This is a genomic window from Streptomyces sp. RG80, from assembly GCF_040446465.1.
Classification (GTDB): Bacteria; Actinomycetota; Actinomycetes; order Streptomycetales; family Streptomycetaceae; genus Streptomyces.
This window is the reverse complement of sequence record NZ_JBEAAJ010000001.1, coordinates 905,979-923,129: the sequence shown is the minus strand read 5'-3', so window position 1 is coordinate 923,129 and position 17,151 is coordinate 905,979. Positions and strand designations below refer to the sequence as shown.

General features: G+C 69.3%; 13 protein-coding genes. 9 read left to right on the top strand and 4 right to left on the bottom strand.

Annotated elements, in window-relative coordinates; genetic code table 11:
* Positions 1-23 precede the first annotated feature (23 nt).
* The gene (locus ABKA17_RS04290) at positions 24-1,706 is read right to left on the bottom strand and encodes an MFS transporter (RefSeq protein WP_353690453.1); all 1,683 of its coding nucleotides are present in this window, start codon (positions 1,704-1,706) and stop codon (positions 24-26) included.
* Positions 1,707-1,871: 165 nt separating this feature from the next.
* Here ABKA17_RS04290 and ABKA17_RS04285 point away from each other — a divergent pair, with 165 nt between their 5' ends.
* Positions 1,872-2,495 carry a TetR/AcrR family transcriptional regulator gene (locus ABKA17_RS04285; RefSeq protein ID WP_353690452.1) on the top strand — a complete coding sequence of 208 codons (624 nt, stop codon included), beginning with the start codon at positions 1,872-1,874 and terminating at the stop codon, positions 2,493-2,495.
* A 96-nt stretch (positions 2,496-2,591) separates the two neighbouring features.
* Here the strand turns inward: ABKA17_RS04285 and ABKA17_RS04280 are convergent, their stop codons facing one another.
* Positions 2,592-3,974 (bottom strand): cation:dicarboxylate symporter family transporter, encoded by a 1,383-nt coding sequence (locus ABKA17_RS04280; RefSeq protein WP_353690451.1) that lies wholly within the window; start codon positions 3,972-3,974, stop codon positions 2,592-2,594.
* Positions 3,975-4,126: 152 nt separating this feature from the next.
* Here ABKA17_RS04280 and ABKA17_RS04275 point away from each other — a divergent pair, with 152 nt between their 5' ends.
* Both ABKA17_RS04275 and ABKA17_RS04270 read left to right on the top strand, forming a co-directional pair.
* Complete coding sequence (locus ABKA17_RS04275; protein ID WP_353690450.1) at positions 4,127-5,923, top strand: sensor histidine kinase; 1,797 nt, start codon at positions 4,127-4,129, stop codon at positions 5,921-5,923.
* The gene (locus tag ABKA17_RS04270) at positions 5,920-6,609 is read left to right on the top strand and encodes a response regulator (protein ID WP_353690449.1); all 690 of its coding nucleotides are present in this window, start codon (positions 5,920-5,922) and stop codon (positions 6,607-6,609) included. The genes ABKA17_RS04275 and ABKA17_RS04270 overlap by 4 nt, the downstream gene beginning before the upstream one ends.
* Here ABKA17_RS04270 and ABKA17_RS04265 read toward each other — a convergent pair.
* Positions 6,596-7,144: a hypothetical protein gene (locus tag ABKA17_RS04265; RefSeq protein WP_353690448.1), complete on the bottom strand. Its 549-nt coding sequence runs from the start codon at positions 7,142-7,144 to the stop codon at positions 6,596-6,598. The two genes, ABKA17_RS04270 and ABKA17_RS04265, sit on opposite strands and share 14 nt — an antisense overlap.
* 134 nt (positions 7,145-7,278) lie before the next feature.
* Between ABKA17_RS04265 and ABKA17_RS04260 the strand changes: the two genes are divergently transcribed.
* From ABKA17_RS04260 to ABKA17_RS04250, 3 genes are read left to right on the top strand one after another with little or no spacing between them, the layout of a single operon-like run.
* Complete coding sequence (locus ABKA17_RS04260; protein ID WP_353690447.1) at positions 7,279-8,664, top strand: extracellular solute-binding protein; 1,386 nt, start codon at positions 7,279-7,281, stop codon at positions 8,662-8,664.
* 10 nt (positions 8,665-8,674) lie between these two features.
* Positions 8,675-9,526, top strand: a complete 852-nt coding sequence (locus ABKA17_RS04255; protein ID WP_353690446.1) for a carbohydrate ABC transporter permease — start codon at positions 8,675-8,677, stop codon at positions 9,524-9,526.
* 5 nt (positions 9,527-9,531) lie between these two features.
* A complete protein-coding gene (locus ABKA17_RS04250; protein WP_353690445.1) occupies positions 9,532-10,383 on the top strand; it encodes a carbohydrate ABC transporter permease in 852 nt (283 codons plus the stop codon).
* Here the strand turns inward: ABKA17_RS04250 and ABKA17_RS04245 are convergent.
* Positions 10,373-12,328, bottom strand: a complete 1,956-nt coding sequence (locus ABKA17_RS04245) for a tetratricopeptide repeat protein (protein ID WP_353690444.1) — start codon at positions 12,326-12,328, stop codon at positions 10,373-10,375. The genes ABKA17_RS04250 and ABKA17_RS04245 overlap by 11 nt on opposite strands.
* A gap of 273 nt (positions 12,329-12,601) precedes the next feature.
* On the opposite strand from ABKA17_RS04245, the gene ABKA17_RS04240 reads away from it, so the two are divergent.
* The 3 genes from ABKA17_RS04240 to ABKA17_RS04230 all read left to right on the top strand — a co-directional run bounded on the left by ABKA17_RS04240 (position 12,602) and on the right by ABKA17_RS04230 (position 17,146).
* Complete coding sequence (locus tag ABKA17_RS04240) at positions 12,602-13,486, top strand: 5'-methylthioadenosine/S-adenosylhomocysteine nucleosidase family protein (RefSeq protein WP_353690443.1); 885 nt, start codon at positions 12,602-12,604, stop codon at positions 13,484-13,486.
* Between the two features lie 154 nt (positions 13,487-13,640).
* Positions 13,641-15,554 (top strand): tetratricopeptide repeat protein, encoded by a 1,914-nt coding sequence (locus ABKA17_RS04235; protein WP_353690770.1) that lies wholly within the window; start codon positions 13,641-13,643, stop codon positions 15,552-15,554.
* 734 nt (positions 15,555-16,288) lie between these two features.
* On the top strand, positions 16,289-17,146 hold the full coding sequence (locus ABKA17_RS04230) for a helix-turn-helix domain-containing protein (protein WP_353690442.1): 858 nt from the start codon (positions 16,289-16,291) through the stop codon (positions 17,144-17,146).
* Positions 17,147-17,151: the final 5 nt, after the last annotated feature.

The window sequence follows — 17,151 nt, the reverse complement described above, 5'->3', positions numbered from 1 at the left end:
GTGAGTCGGGCGGGTCGGGCGAGTCAGCGGCTGCCGGCCAGTTCCTTCTCCGGTGCGGGCTGCTCGGACTGCTCGACGGGCTCCTCGCCCTTCTTCCGCCCCGGCAGCAGCACCGCGACCAGCACCGTGCCGATCCCGAGGACCACGGCCCCGATCAGGCTGGTGTGGGCGACCGCGTCGGAGAAGGAGGAGCCGACCGCGTCGGCCATCTGCCGGGCGCCGGTGGCGAGTTGCTCGGCCTGGGCCTTCAACTGGGCGGCCTGCTGCGGGTCCGTGGCCTTCGCGGCCTGTCCGGCGAGCTGCCGGGCCTGCTCCCCGATGCCCTGCGCCACGGCGTAACCGGCGCCCACCGAGTCCTGCGCGGTGTCGAGCGTGGCCGCGGGGAGCTTGCTGCCGCTCGTGGCGTCGGCCAGGTGACCGGAGTACGACGTCGCCAGCAGCGAGCCGAGGATCGCGATGCCGAGCGAGCCCCCGAGTTCGATCGAGGTGTCGTTCACCGCGCCGCCGACGCCCAGTTCGGACTCCGGGAAGGCGCCCATGATCGCGTCCGTGGCGGGCGAGAGGGCGAGGCCGATCGCGAGGCCCAGGACGACGAGCGGGGCGACGAAATCGCCGTACGACGATCCGGCGTCCACCCGGGTCAGCAGGGCGAGGGCCGCCGTGCCGCCGACCATGCCCGCGGTGACGGTCCACTTCATGCCGACCCGCGGGGTGAGGAAGCCGGTCAGGGCCGAGCCGACGAAGACCGCGCCGGCCAGGGGCAGCATGCGCAGGCCGGTCTCCAGGGCGCTGTAGCCGAGGACGAACTGGAGGTGCTGGGTGAGGTAGTAGAAGGCGCCGAAGACGGCCAGGAAGAACAGGGCGACGGCGAGGTTGGAGCCGGCGAAGCCGCGGTCGGTGAAGCGGCGGACGTCGACGACGGGGCGCGGGTGGCGCAGCTCCCAGACGACGAAGGCCAGCAGCCCGGCGCCGGCGACGACTGCGGCGGCGATCGCCTTCACGCCCCATCCGAAGTGCGGGCCTTCGATGATCATGTAGACGAGGGAGCCGATCCACACGACCGACAGCAGGCCGCCGACGTAGTCGATCCGGCCCTTGGCCGTCGCCTTGGACGGCGGTACGAGGATCAGGGCGCCGACGATCGCGAGCGCGGCGACGGGGACGTTGATGAGGAACGTCGAGGTCCAGTCGTGGTTCTCCAGCAGCGCGCCGGCGACCAGCGGACCGGCGGCGATGGCGACGCCCGAGGTGGCGGTCCACACGGTGATCGCCTTGGCGCGCTCGGCGCGCGGGAAGGTGGCGGCGAGCAGGGAGAGCGTCGCCGGCATGATCATCGCGGCGCCGAGGCCCATCACGGCGCGGGCGGCGATGACCGTCGTAGAGCTGTCCGCGAAGTAGCCGAAGACCGAGCCGCCGCCGAACACGGTCAGTCCGAGGAGGAGGGCGCCGCGGCGGCTGTACTTGTCGCCGATCGCGCCGAGCAGCAGCATCAGCGCGGCGTACGGGACGGTGTAGCCGTCGATGACCCACTGGAGGTCGGCGCTGGACAGACCGAGGTCCTCGGTCATGGCGGGCGCGGCGACCGTGAGGGCGGTGTTCGCCATCACGATGATCAGCAGGCTCAGACACAGGACCAGGAGCGCCCACCAACGCCGGGCGTAGGGGCGGTCCATCCTCTCGACCGGTTCGGTCATGACGAGTCGCATGGCGGGGGTGGCCTTCCTCGGCGTACTGGCTGTGTTCGACGTACGGACTGTGCGCGTACCGGCTGTGTTCGACAGCAGAATTGCACAGTGCTGTGCATTTGCTCAACGCTGTGCAATGTACGCCTGTTGCACAGCACTGTGCAAGTCGAGGGCCGAGGGGGCACAATGGCGTCCATGACCACGGGTAACACCAGCCGCGCCGACGCCAACCGCCGCCGCATCCTCGACGTGGCGCTCGCCGAGCTGCTGCGCGACCCCGACGCGTCCATGGACCAGATCGCGCGCGCCGCGGGTGTCGTACGGCGGACCGTGTACGGCCACTTCCCGAGCCGTGAGGCGCTGGTCGGCACCCTCGTCGACGGTGCCGTGGAGGCGGTGGCGGCCGCGCACGAGGCGGGGCGGGCGGGTACGGACACCGGGGACGCGGCACAGGCGCTGGCCGGGTCCACGCTGGCGATCTGGGAGGTCGCGGACCGCTACCGCATCCTGGTCGCGCTGGCCCAGCGCAGCGTGACGATGCAGGGCATCCGGGAACGTCTCGCGCCGGTGCGCGCGGCCTGTGAGGAACTGCTCGCGCGCGGACTGAAGGAGGGCGTCTTCACCTCCCCGCTGCCCGCGCCGGCTCTGGCGTACGTCCACGAACAGCTGGTGTTCGCGGTGATGGAGGCGGTCAACGACGGCCTCCTGACAGCCGAAGAGGCGGGCCGCTCCGCCGCGGTCACCGTACTGACCGCGGCGGGCGTACCCGCCTCTCGTGCCACCGAGCTGGTGGCGAAGCTGAGCGATTGAGTTGTACTGCCGAGTTGTACTGCCTCTGGTTCCTGCCCGGGCGGCTGAGCGACGGGGGAGTTCCTCAGCCGCCCGGAGTCTGATTCCTCCGCGAGGTCAGGCCTTGGCGAGTTCCTTCTCGCCGCCCTGCTCGGGCACATCCGCGACAGCGGGCCCGTGACCGTCGTCGAGGAGCGTCTTCTCGTCGAAGGGAAGGTGACCGGCGAGGACCTGGTCGACACGCTCGCGGTCGATCTCCTTGGTCCAGGTGCCGATCAGGACCGTGGCGACGGCGTTGCCCGCGAAGTTGGTGAGGGCGCGGGCCTCGCTCATGAAGCGGTCGATGCCGACGATGAGGCCGATGCCGTCCACCAGGGCGGGCTTGTGCGACTGGAGACCACCGGCCAGCGTGGCCAGACCGGCGCCGGTGACACCGGCGGCGCCCTTCGAGGCGACGAACAGGAAGAGCAGCAGCGGGATCTGCTCACCGATCGACATCGGCGTACCCATGGCGTCGGCGATGAACAGCGAGGCCATGGTCATGTAGATCATGGTGCCGTCGAGGTTGAAGGAGTAGCCGGTCGGGACGGTGATGCCGACGACGGGCTTGCTGATGCCCAGGTGCTCCATCTTCGCGATGAGGCGCGGCAGCGCGGACTCGGAGGAGGACGTCGACAGGATCAGCAGGAACTCACGGCCGAGGTACTTGAAGAGCGTGAGGATGTTCATGCCCGCGATGACCCGCAGCAGCGCGCCGAGGACGATGAAGACGAACAGGATGCAGGTGGTGTAGAAGCCGAGCATCAGGATGGCGAGATCCTTGAGCGCGTCCACGCCGGCCGAGCCGACGACGGCGGCGATGGCACCGAAGGCACCGATCGGCGCGGCCCACATGATCATGCCGAGGATGCGGAAGACGAGCCGCTGGATGTGCTCTACGCCCCGCAGGACCGGGGCACCGGCGGAGCCCATGGCCTGGAGCGCGAAGCCGGCGAGCAGGGCGATGAGCAGCGTCTGGAGGACCTCGCCCTCGGTGAACGCGGAGATCATCGTGGTGGGGATGATGCCGAGCAGGAACTCGGTGGTGTCCTTGGCCTCCGCGTCGACCTGCGCGTGGCCGACGTCCTTGACCGCGTCGGTCACGGCGAGGCCGGTGCCCGGGTCGAGGATGTTGCCGACGATCAGGCCGATGCCCAGCGCGACCAGCGACATGACCATGAAGTAGGCGAGCGCGATACCGCCGACCGCGCCGACCTTGGCGGCCTTCCGCACCGAGCCGATACCGAGCACGATCGTGCAGAAGATGATCGGTGAGATCATCATCTTGATGAGGTTCACGAAGCCGGTACCGATCGGCTTCAGCTCGACGGCGAAGTCCGGCGCGACCATGCCGACGACGATGCCGAGGGCGACCGCGACGATCACCGCGATGTACAGATAATGGGTGCGGTCCCGCTTGGCGGGCGCGGCAGATGCGGTCTCGGGGGTGCTGGCGGCCACGGCTGCCCTCCTTTGACGTCTTCGTCGGTTGTCACCGGCGTGCGGCTCACGTCCGGGCTTTAGAGGAATGCCGTGACTATCTCCCGCCCTGTGAGGGCGGTCACCCTTCCGTTCATTTAGTTCACACTTACTGTCGGGGGCACACTGACGACATGCACATCCGCGTCCCCAGACCGCGCAGCCTCGCCGGCCAGCTCTTCGCCATGCAGGCGGTGCTGATAGCGGTGCTCGTGGCCGGGTACGCGCTGTTCACCTACGTCAGCGACCGCGGCCAGGCCGAGGACGCGGCGGGCCGCCAGGCCATGGCCGTGGCGGGCGCGGTGGCGGACTCCCCCTCGGTGCGGGAGGCGATCCACACCTCCGACCCCTCGGCGAAGCTCCAGCCGTACGCGCTGCGGGTGATGCACGACGCCGACGTCGACTTCGTCACGATCATGAATCCGAAGGGCATCCGCTGGACCCACCCGACGGAGACGGAGATCGGCAAGAAGTTCCTCGGCCGGATCGGCCCCGCCCTGGCCGGTGACTCCTTCACCGAGACCTACAAGGGCACCCTCGGCCGTTCGGTCCGCGCGGTCACCCCGATCATGGAGGACGGCCGGGTGGTGGGCCTGGTCAGCGCCGGCATCAAGGTCGAGGCGATCAGTAAGCGGGTCCAGGGCCAGCTCACGGCCCTGCTGGGCGTCGCGGCGGGCGCCCTCGCGCTGGGCGCGGTCGGGACGTACGCCGTCAACGCCCGGCTGCGCCGCCACACCCACGGCATGAACGCCACCGAGCTCAGCCATATGCACGACTACACGCAGGCCGCCCTGCACGCCGTACGCGAAGGGCTGCTGATGCTGGACGGCCAGTACCGGGTGGCGCTGATCAACGACGGTGGTCGCGAGCTGCTGGGTGTGGCCGACGACGTGGTGGGCCGCTCGGTGGCGGAACTCGGGCTCCCCGCCCCCCTGACGGGCGCGCTCCTGGCCTCGGAACCCCGGGTGGACGAAGTGCACCTGACCGCGGACCGTGTGCTGGTGGTCAACACGTCCCCGGTGTCGGGAGGGGACCGCCGGGGCACGATGGTCACGCTCCGGGACGTGACGGAACTCCAGTCCCTGATGGGCGAGTTGAACTCCGAGCGCGGCTTCACCCAGGCCCTGCGCTCCCAGGCGCACGAGGCCGCGAACCGCCTCCACACGGTCGTCTCGCTGATCGAACTGGGCCGCGCCGAGGAGGCCGTCGACTTCGCCACCGCCGAACTGGAACTGGCCCAGGCCCTGACCGACCAGGTCGTCGCGGCGGTGAGCGAACCGGTGCTGGCCGCCCTGCTCCTGGGCAAGACGGCCCAGGCGAACGAGCGCGGCGTGGAGCTGGTGGTGTCGGAGGACAGCCGCCTGGACGACGGCCTGCTCCCACCGTCCCTGCCCTCGCGGGATCTGGTGACGATCCTCGGCAACCTGATCGACAACGCGGTGGACGCGGCACAGGGCAGCGTGGGCGCACGGGTGACGGTGACGGCCTACACGGACGGCTACGGACTGGTCCTACGGGTCTCCGACACCGGCGCGGGCGTGGCCCCGGCGCACGCGGAGGCGGTGTTCGAACGCGGCTTCTCCACGAAACCGGCGGGGCCCGGCGGCCGTGGCCTGGGGCTGGCCCTGGTACGGCAGGCGGTCGCTCGCCACGAGGGGACGCTGACGGTCGCGGAGGCCGCCGGGGGCGGGGCGGAGTTCGAGGTCCGGGTGCCGTTGCGGCGAGGCGGAACGGGGGCCGGGCGTGCGACCGAGGCGGGCGTGACCGAAGATGCGTCGACGACAGGTGCGTCGGTGACAGGTGCGTCGACGGCAGGTGCCGTGGCGGCCGCAGCCGGACCGCCGGGTACCGTGCCGTCGGTCCCGGAGCCGGAGGGCGCCGGTTCGCGGAGCACCGGTGGACGGGGCACCGCTTCTGGAGGCGACGCATGACGACCCAGCCACAGCCGATCCGCGTCCTGGTCGTGGAGGACGACCCGGTCGCCGCGGACGCCCACGTCATGTACGTCAACCGCGTCCAGGGCTTCACGGCCGTCGGCAAGGCGCACACCGGCGCGGAGGCGAGACGCCTGCTGGACCGCACGCCGGTGGACCTGCTGCTGCTGGACCTGCACCTCCCGGACGTGCACGGCCTCCAGTTCGCCCGCTCCCTGCGGGCCGCGGGCCATCAGGCGGACGTGATAGCGGTGACGTCGGCGCGGGACCTGACGGTGGTACGCGAAGGGGTCTCGCTCGGGGTCGTCCAGTACGTCCTGAAGCCCTTCACCTTCGCGACCCTCCGGGACCGCCTGATCCGCTACGCCGAGTTCCACGCGGCGGCGGGCGAGGCGAGCGGCCAGGACGAGGTGGACCGCGCACTGGCCACGCTCCGGGCACCGGGCCCGGCGGCCCTGCCGAAGGGCTTGAGCGCACCGACGCTGGAACGGGTGACGGTGGCGCTGCGCGACTCCGGAGAAGGCCTCACGGCGACGGGCCTGGCGGAGGTCGTGGGCATCTCCCGCATCACCGCGCGCCGTTACCTGGAACACCTGGTGGACGCGGGGCGAGCGGCCCGGGCCCCGCAGTACGGGACGGTGGGGCGGCCGGAGTTGCAGTACCGCTGGGTCAAGGGGCCGTAGGTCCGAACGGCCGCGTGTAGAGCACGACTTGGACCGCGAGCCCGATGACACTGAGCGCCTCGACGAACGACAGCACGAGCAGCCCGGCACTGGTCCCACCCGCCGCCCAGTAGACGGTGAGCCCGGCGAGGGGCACGACACAGAAGGCCAGCAGATCGATCCCGCACTGGATGGCCTTGCGCTGCCGCCGACGGGAGTCGGACCGGTGCGCGGTCTCCCATCCGAACACGCCCTCGGCCTGGGCGAGTTGGGCGAGCCTCGGCCCCAGGTCGTTGCGTATGTGCCTGCCGATCGCGGAGATCTTCTCGTCGTTCATGAGGTACGTCCACCCCAGCACCACACACACCGGCGGCAACGCGAGCAGCATGTCCGGCATCTTCGCCTGCGCGGTGGCGGCGATGACGGCGGCGACGATGGTGAGGGTGACGTAGAGAAGGTTGTCCCGGAAGCCGATACGGGTCTTCTGCTCGTCCTTGACGGTCTGATACTCGGCGAGGAGCAACTGCCCGACCGTCACTCCCTGAGACTCCGTCATACACCCTCCCTAGCGGGTCACTTGCCCGCACCTTAAGGGGTTGCCCGCCGCAGACGCATTGACCTGACTAGACCACTCCCCCTACGTTCACCGGGCAGCCACCCGGCCACCCCCACGTGAGCCCGTAGGAGGTCATGCCCGTGCGCCCCACCGCCGTACTCCCCAAGCTCCTCCCCCCACTCCTCGCCGTCACCCTCACCGCCACCGCCCTCACCGCGTGCAGCTCCGGCTCCGGCAGCGACCCGGACACGCTGAAGGTCTCCTTCAAGCAGTCGACGGACAACTCCGTCAAGGTGATGGACGAGTTCCTGGCCGACATCAAGAGCCAGTTCGAGAAGGCGAACCCCGGCAAGAAGGTCGAGCTCGTCCCGATCAAGGCGCCGGACTCGGAGTACTACACCAAGGTCCAGCAGATGCTCCGCTCCCCCAAGACGGCCCCGGACCTGGTCTACGAGGACACGTTCCTCATCAACTCCGACATCACCAGCGGGTACTTGAAGCCCTTGGACCCCTACCTCGCCAAGTGGCCGGACTGGAACCAGTTCATCGACACGGCGAAGACGGCGGCCAAGGCCGAGGACGGCAAGACGTACGGCGTCCCGGACGGCACGGACACCCGGGGCCTGTGGTTCGACAAGGGCATTTTCGAGAAGGCGGGCCTCCCCACGGACTGGCAGCCGAAGACCTGGGACGAGGTCCTGGACGCGGCCCGCACGATCAAGAGGAAGGTCCCGGAGGTCACCCCCCTCAACGTCTACACGGGCAAGCCCGCAGGCGAAGCAGCCACCATGCAGGGCTTCGAGATGCTGCTCTACGGCACGAACGACGGCACCACGGACCCCCTCTACGACACGGCGTCCAAGAAGTGGATCGCCGGCAGCGAGGCCTTCAAGGACGCCCTCTCCTTCGTCGAGACGGTCTACAGGGAGAAGCTGGGCCCGGACGTCGAAACCGCCCTGGACCCCAACATCCAGACGATCGTCCGGGGCGACCTGCTCCCCGAGGGCAAACTGGCGATCGACCTGGACGGCTCCTGGCTCCCGCAGGACTGGCTGCCCGGCAGCGGTCACGAATGGCCGGAGTGGTCAAAGGAGTTGGGCCTCGCGTACATGCCCACGCAGAACGGCCAGGCCCCCGGCAAGGTGAGCATGTCCGGCGGCTGGACCTGGGCGATCCCCGCCAAGGCGGCCAACCCCGACCTCGCCTTCGACTTCATCAAGACCATGCAGACCAAGGCGAACGCCCAGAAGTGGTACATCGCCAACTCCGGCATCGCGGTCCGCAAGGACGTTGCGGAAGACCCCGCGTACGCCGACGCCCAGCCCGGCATCAAGTTCTTCACGGACCTGGTCGCCAGCACCCATTACCGCCCCGCTTACCCGGCGTACCCGAGGGTCTCCACGGCCATCCAGGAGGCGATGGAGGGCGTCACGACGGGCGACATGTCGGTGGAGGAGGCGGCCAAGGGCTACGACGAGGAGCTGAAAACAGCGGCGGACGGCAAGGTGATCGAGAAGTGAGCCCCCGCGGATGAGGCTCGCCCGGACCCTCCCTCTCCTCCCCTCCGTGATCCTGCTGCTCCTCTTCCTCGGCGGCCCCATCGCCTACTGCGTCTACATCGCCTTCACCGACCTCCAACTCACCGGCCAGGCCCAGGAGTCGTACGTCGGCTTCGAGAACTTCCGTACGGCGTTCGGGGACGAGGCCTTCCTGAACGCGGTGTGGCTGACGCTGGTCTTCACAGTCGTATCGGCGCTGATCGGCCAGAACACGCTGGGTCTGGCACTGGCGGCGCTGATGCGACGGGCGTCGAAGCCGGTGCGCACGATCGTCGGCGCGGTGGTCATCGCGGCGTGGGTCCTCCCGGAGGTCGTCGCCGGCTTCCTCCTCTACGCCTTCTTCCGCCGCGAGGGCACCCTGAACGCCATCCTGGACTGGCTCCAACTCCCCTCCCAGAACTGGCTGTTCACACTCCCGATCCTGGCGGTGTCGTTCGCGAACGTGTGGCGGGGCACGGCGTTCTCCATGCTGGTCTACTCGGCAGCCCTGAACGAGATCCCGAAGGAGATCACGGAGGCGGCCGAGGTCGACGGCGCGGGTGGCTGGCGCCGCATGTGGCACATCACCCTCCCGATGATCCGTCGCTCCATCGGCACGAACCTCATTCTCATCACCCTCCAAACCCTGTCGGTCTTCGGCCTGATCTGGGTGATGACGAGAGGCGGCCCGGGCGGCAAGAGCCAGACCCTGCCGTTGTTCATGTACGAGGAGGCGTTCCAGAAGAGCATGATCGGCTACGGCACGGCGGTGGCGCTGTTGTTGTTGGTGGTGGGCTCGCTGTTCTCGGTGATCTACGTGCGCCTGTTGCGAACGGAGGTCTGACGCGGATGGCATCCCGCTCCCGCAGAACGTCCCGGTCCCGGTCCCAGTCCCATCGCCTGGCTGCCGACGCGGGGTTGTTGCTGGTGGCGGCGACGTTCATGCTCCCGCTGGCGTGGGTGCTCCTGTCGTCGGTGGACCCGGACGCCGACCTGCGGGTGAAGGTGCCCGACGGCGTGACGTTCGACAACTTCGACGCGGTACTGACCCCGGAGATCACCTTCACGCCGCTGCTGAACAGCCTGCTGCTGTGCGGTGGGGGCACGCTGCTGACGGTGGTGTGCGCGGCGTTGGCGGCGTATCCGCTGTCGCGGTTCCGGTCGCGGCTGAACCGGCCGTTCCTGCTGACGATCCTGTTCGCGACGAGCCTGCCGATCACCGCGATCATGGTTCCCGTGTACGCGTTGTTCGTCCAGGTGAACCTGATCGACACTATGCAGGGGACGATCTTCTTCTTCGCCGCGTCCCAACTGCCGTTCGCTATCTGGCTGATGAAGAACTTCATGGACGGCGTACCGAAGGAGTTGGAGGAGGCGGCCTGGACGGACGGCGCGTCGCCCTTCCAGTCCCTGATACGGATCGTGCTGCCGCTGATGGGCCCGGGGTTGGCGGTCGTGACGGTCTTCTCGTTCGTGATGATGTGGGGGAACTTCTTCGTCCCGTTCATGCTGCTGCTTACGCCGGATCAGATGCCGGCTGCGGTGAGCATCAATGAGTTCTTTGGGAATCGGGGGATGGTGGCGTACGGGCAGTTGGCGGCGTTCTCGGTTATCTATTCGACGCCGGTGATTTTGCTTTATGTGGTGGTGGCGCGGCGGTTGGGTGGGGGGTTCGCGTTGGGTGGGGCTGTTAAGGGGTGAGGGTTTCGGCTTGGGCGCGGGCTCGGGCGGCTTGAGCGGGGGCATTGCCTTGGGAGTAGGCGTCGGCGGCCTGGAGGTAGCAGGCGCGGGCCTGGACAAGGCGGTCGCAGTCCTCGTGGGCGAGACCCAGGCTGTAAAGGGTGTCGCCGGTTCCATACCAGTCCTCAAACTCGCGGTAGATCTCCAGGGACTTTCCGCATGCCTCAATCACCTCCTGTACGCGGCCCGCCTGCCTCAGGGCGTTGCTGAGGTTGTTCCACGCCATACCCTCACGGTGGCGGTCCCCGGCGGCCTGGAAGAGATCGCGGGCGCAGGTGAGGGCGCTGATCGCCTCCTCCGTCCGGCCCGCGTACTGCAGGACGATGCCGAGATTGCCCCACGCGCCAGCCTCGCCCCCGCCATCCCCGATCGCCTGGAACAGATCGCGGGCCCGGGCCTGGGCGTCGACTGCCTCATTCGTCCGGCCCGCATCCTGCAGAGCAATGCCGAGGATGGTCCATACGTGGGCCTCGCGACGACGGTTCCCCGCAGCCTGATGCAGGTCAAGGGCCCAGGTGAGAGTCTCGATCGCCTCCTCCGTCCGGTCCGCCTGCTGCAGGGCGATGCCGAGGTTGCTCCACGCGCCGGCCTCGCCCTCGCGGTCCCCGGCCCGGTGGGCGGCCACCAGCGCGGCCCGCGCGACGGCGATCCCGTCATCGAAGTACCGCCGCCACCGCAAATACCCCTCCAGACATGCGGCCAGCCGCACTGCCGGCCCCGCATGCCTTTCCTCGCCCGCCCACTGCACGGCCCCCACCAACCCGGCCCGCTCCCCGTCCAGCCAGTCCAACGCCTGCGCCCGGTCCACGAACCGCTCCGGCTCCGGCCTCCCCGGCAGCCACTCCAAACGGTCATCCGCCGCAGCCGCCCACCGCACGTAGCACCCCAGCAACCGCGCCCGCGCCCGCTCTCCCTCCTCGCGCAGGTCTGCATGCGCAGTCACCAGCCCCATCCCGTACGCCCGCACCAGGTCGTGCAACTGCCACCGCCCACGGCCACTCCCCCGCCCGACGAGGTGAGCACGAGACAACGCGTCCAGGGTTCGAATCGGCGGACGCTCGTCCCCCGTCAGGGCGGTCGCCGCCTCGATCGTCACCTCACTCCCCGGAGCTAGAGAAAGCAGTCGCAGCAACCGGGCCTGATCAGCCGCCAACCGCTGATACGAGAGGTCAAAGGCGGCACGAACGCTGCGCTCACCGTCGTCGAGCTGAGCCAGCCGACCACGGAACTCGGCGAGCTCCGAGGCAAGTTCAGCAACAGCCTTGTCCTGGTCCAGCACAAGCAACGCCGCCGCGATCTGAAGGGCCAGCGGCAGATATCCACACCGCGAGGCAACTTGCGCGGCGGCCTCGGCTTCATCAACAACCCGACTGTCGCCCGGATCGGCAATCCGCAACGCACGGTCGAGAAGCTCGTACGCCTCCTCCGGCGAGAGCTCGTCCAAAGCCAGCAGCCGAGCCCCCAGTTGAGGCAACTTGCCGCGCGAAGTCACCAGCAGCCGATGCCGCCCGTCCCCGGGAAGCAGCGACCGCACCTGATCCGGCGAGGAGGCGTTGTCGGCAAGCACCAGTACGGCACCCCGCTCCCGGCCGCGCTCGGCGAGCACCGACCGATACAACGCCCCCCGCGCATCCACCCCCACCGGAACGTGCTCCGGCTCCACCCCGAGCCCCCGCAGCAACGCCTCCAGCGCCTGCTCCCCCGTCACCGGATCATCGTCATACCCATGCAGATCCAGGAAGAGCACCCCGCCCGGAAACCACCCCCGCCCGCACGCCTCATGCGCAGCCTCCACCGCAAGCGCGGTCTTACCGATGCCCCCGAGCCCGGACAGTGCCGCGACCAGCACCGGTACCGCCCCACCACGCCCCATCGCCGGATCGAAGGCCCGCAGCAGCTCACCCATTTCGTCCCCACGCCCAGTGAACCCGGCGGTCCGCGCAGGCAGCGCATTCAACGCCGTTGGCGCCGCCCCGCGCTCGTAGTACTCCGCCTTCGCGGTGAAGGAACCGTTGAACTCCGCGCCCCTGAAGTCGAAATGGTCCCCGCCATACCCAGCCCCAGTAGCCCTCATGCAGTCCCCCGTGCCGCCGTGCAGCCTCACCTGACATCAAGGTACTGCCGCTCAAGCCCGACCAACCCTCCCTCCGTGCGGCTGACTTGGCAGTACCGTAAAAGCGTGTCGGAAACAGAACCCACGGTCGTGATCCTGACCGCACTTCCCTCGGAGTACGACGCTGTACGGACCCACATCCCGGACGCGGAGGAACGCGTACACGACGAGGGCACGTACGTGGAGTGGGGCCGCCTCCCCGACACCCCCTGGCACGTGGCCATCGCCGAACTGGGCCCGGGCGCCCTCAACGCCGCCGTACTCACCGAGCGGATCGTCAACTGGCTGCACCCGGATGTCCTGCTCTTCGTCGGAGTGGCGGGCAGCCTGAAGAAGAAGGACGTCAAGCTCGGCGACGTCGTCGTAGGCACCAAGGTCTATGGCATCCACGGCGGCAAAGTCACCGCCACCAACGGCTTCGAGGTCCGCCCCGAGGCCTGGCACTCCTCCCACCGCCTGGAGCAAGCCGCCCGCTTCGCCCTACGCGGCAAGGTGCACCTCAAGCCGATCGCGGTCGGCGACGTCGTCTTGGCCGACGCGAAGTCGGACATCGCCGAGCACCTTCGGCAGCACTACGGCGACGCCGCCGCCATCGAGATGGAGGGCTCGGGCGTCGTCCACGCCGCTCACCTCAGCAGCGGGTTGGACGCCCTGGTGATCCGAGGGATCAGCGACTACGCCGACGCGGGCAAGGCACGGGCCGACGCGAAGGGCTCCCAGCCCCGCGCCGCAGACGCGGCAGCCGCAGCGGCGATGGCCATCCTCCGCAAGCACCGTCCGACCAGGGCGAGCAAGGCCGGGACACCCACGCCCGCCGCCTCCGACGACTCCCAGGAGGGCTCCCTTCACCCCTCCACGTACGGCGGCGACCACCTCGACTTCCGAGGCAGCACCTTCAACGCCCCCTTCACCGCCAAGTCGGTCAACCACCGCCGAGACAACACCCAGTAGCCACGGCCCGGTACCGGTGGCAACCGCTGCGCTGCCACCCCGCCCGGCGGGATTCACAGGCCGAGCGGCGGATCTGTCCCGCCTGCTGCCTCACCTCGAACCCACCCCGAACGGTTCGACCGCGCCCCCGCTCCTCATCTTCGCCGTCACCGGCATGGGCGGCATCGGCAAGACGGCATTGGCGTTGGAGGCCGCCCACCAGGCATGTTCGGAGGGGTGGTTCCCCGGCGGAACTCTCTTCGTCGACCTGCGCGGGTACGACGACAACCCCGTCACCGCCGACCAGGCGGTCCTCGCGCTCCTCGACGCACTCCACGTACGGGGGGCTGATCTGCCAAACACGTCGGTACGTCAGTACGACACGTACCGCACCCTGCTCACGGAGCGACGGGAGAGGATGCTGCTGATCCTCGACAACGCCTCGGACCCGTCCCAGTTCCTCCCTCTCCTCCCGGGCACGAACCACCATCGGGTCATCATCACGTCCCGCGACCGCCCGGATTCCCTCCCGGTACGCCTCGTTGACCTTGAGACTCTGGACCCTGCGGAATCCGTCGCCCTCATCACCCGCGCACTTCACGATGCCGACGACCGCGACGACCGCCCGGCCCGCGAGCCGGACGCGCTACGCGAACTAACCGACCTCTGCTGCCACTTGCCCCTCGCCCTCCAGATCTCCGCCGCGATGCTGCGCAGGCGGCGTCGGCGCGGAATCGCCTCGCTGGTGGCGGACATCCACAAGATCGGGAACCCCACGCTCGCACTCGACGGCGGCAACCTGGGAACGGACCAGTACGGCCGCTCCCTCGCCCTCAGACCGGTCCTGGAGGAGTCCTACCGCCGTCTACCGCGCGACCAGGGACGCCTACTGCGCCTGCTCTCACTGGCGCCGAGCGCGGACACCAGCACCGAGGCGGCAGCTGCCCTGGCCGGACTTGACGAGGGTGAGGTCCTACATCTTCTTGAGAGCCTCGCCGCCACCCATCTGGTCACGGAGGGCTGGAACGAGGACGGTGGCTCCGGTTCGGCGGCTCGGTGGCGGTTGCATGACTTGGTGCGGGCGTTCGGGGTGGGCGTGGTGGCGGGGGATGCGGGTTTGCGGGTGGAGGGGGAGGTGGCGCGGGAGAGGATGCTGGGGTTCTACCTGCGGTGGGCGAGGGCGGCGGATGACCGGTTGCGGTGGCTGCCGGGGAAGGCGGAGCCGGAGAGGTTCGCGGATCGAGGGGAGGCGTTGGCGTGGCTGGACGGGGAGCGGGCGGGGCTGGTGGGGGCGGTGTCGTGGGCCCAGGAGGAGCGGTATGCGGATACCGCGGTGCGGCTGGCTCTGTGTCTGGCGGAGTATCTGCAGTGGCGGCGGTACTTCGATGACGGGATCACCGTCTTCGATGAGGCGCGGGAGGCCGCCCACCGTGCCGGGGACAGCCTCGGTGAGGCTGGCGCGTGGAACAACCTCGGCCTCGCCCTGCGGCAGGCAGGCCAGGTGGACGAGGCGATCGAGGTCCTCACCTGCACCCGCGACCTGTTCCAGGCCGCCGGGGACAGCCTCGGTGAGGCTGGCGCGTGGAACAACCTCGGCCTCGCCCTGCGGGAGGTGGGCCGGGTGGACGAGGCGATCGAAGCGCACACCCGCGCCCGCGACGTGTACCAGACCGTAGGAGACCGCCAGGGCGAGGCCACGGCGTGGAACCACCTCGGTATTGCCCTGCGGGAGGTGGGCCGGGTGGACGAGGCGATCGAAGCCCTCACCCGCGCCCGCGACGTGTACCAGACCGTAGGAGACCGCCAGGGCGAGGGGATGGCGTGGAACAACCTCGGCCTCGCCTTGGAACAGGCGGGTCGGGTAGAGGAGGCGATCGAGGCGTACGGCGAGGACCTAGTGATCTGCCGAAAATTCGAGGACTGGTACGGGGCAGGCTTGAGTCTCGACAATCTTGCAGAGGCCCATGAAGCAGCCCACCGCCCCGCCGACGCCCGCGCCGCCTACCTCCAGGCAGCTGACGCCTACACCCAAGCCAACGCCCCCACCGAAGCAGCCACCGCCCGCGCCCGAGCCGAATCCCTCCCCTAACCCACCCATCCCCCCGCCACCCCCACCCTCGGCAAAACCACCCACATCCGCGTCCCACCCCCAGGCTCCCGAGCCTCCCCAAACCCCCACTCCCCCTGACACACCCGCACCACGCACCCCAACACCCGCAACGCAGCCCGCCTCCGCGCATCACACGCCTCCACAAGCCGGGGATGACTGTGCCGCGGATGCCCGTCATAGAGGCTGACCCGCAACGCCCCGTCCCGGAACCGCAGCGACACATACACCTCGGCGCCGGGCGTGAACCGACAAGCACAGGCGGCGAGTTCGGCAACGACCTGCACCGCAGCGTCGGCCATGTCCTCCAGCTCATGCGCCTCAAGCACAACGCGAGTCGCCGCCCGGGCAACGCTCGAACTCATCGGCCCAGCAGGCAAGGTGAGGCTGTACGCAAGCGACTCGGGCGACGGAGGCGCGGCCTCCCGTACGCCGTCGGAGATCGGGCAGGCGGAGAAGGACAGCACGGAAGACATGGCAACTCCCTTGGCGAAAACGGACGTTGGGTGGGCCGGCGACACACCCGGTGGCTTGTCGCACGAGCGCAGGCAGGCTCGCGCGATGCACTTCCGGGCGACATCACGCCGTAAGTGACTCGTCACCGAATGTAGCGCAACATGGGAGTACATGTACTACTCCCCACGGAACTCCCGTTGGACCAGCCCCACACCCCGAAGGCAGACTGACCCCGTCAACAGCCCGACCCGAGGGGACACATGCCGCCGAGGAGCACACCGACGGAACGCCAGCGGCGCCTCGGCGAGGAGTTGCGCAGGTTGCGTATCGCGGCCGGGATGACCACCGAGCACGCCGCCGGACTACTGGGCGTCCCCCGCACCAACGTGCCCAACATGGAGTCCGGCCGCTCCGGCATCAGCCCCGAGCGAGTACGCACACTCGCCGCCAACTACGGCTGCGCCGACGAAGCCCTCGTAGAGTCGCTCGCCGCGATGACAGGAAGCCGCGAGAAGAGCTGGTGGAAGGCGTACCGAGGTCAGCTTCGCGACGGGTTCCTGGACATCGCCGAGTTGGAGTGGCACGCCAAGCGCCTCCGCATCGCCACAACCGTGCACATGCCCGGGCTCCTCCAGACCGAGGAACACGGCCGGGCCGTCTTCGCCGCCGTCATCCCTCCGCTGCCCCAGGCGGAGATCGAACTGCGCACGGCGCACCGCACCGACCGGCAGCAGATCCTCGACCGCTCCGAGCCGCAGCCCCCAACCCTCGACGCGATCATCCACGAGGCGGCCCTCCGCATGGAGTTCGGCGGGCCCTCGGTCGCCAAGGGTCAGTTGGAGCACCTGCTGCGCATGTCCGAGCGGGACGCCGTCACCGTACGGGTCATCCCGTTCAAAGCGGGCGGATTCCCCGGCGCCGGACAGTCCGTGACCTACGCCGAGGCTGCCGTCCCCCGCCTCGACACCGTGCAACTCGACAGCACACACGGCCCGGAGTTCATCGACACAGAAGCTCAACTCGCCAAGTACCGGGCCCAACTCGACGCCGCCGAAGCTGTGGCACTCACCCCGGACGCCTCACGCACCTTCATCCGCACCCTCGCCGACGACCTCTAGGAGCC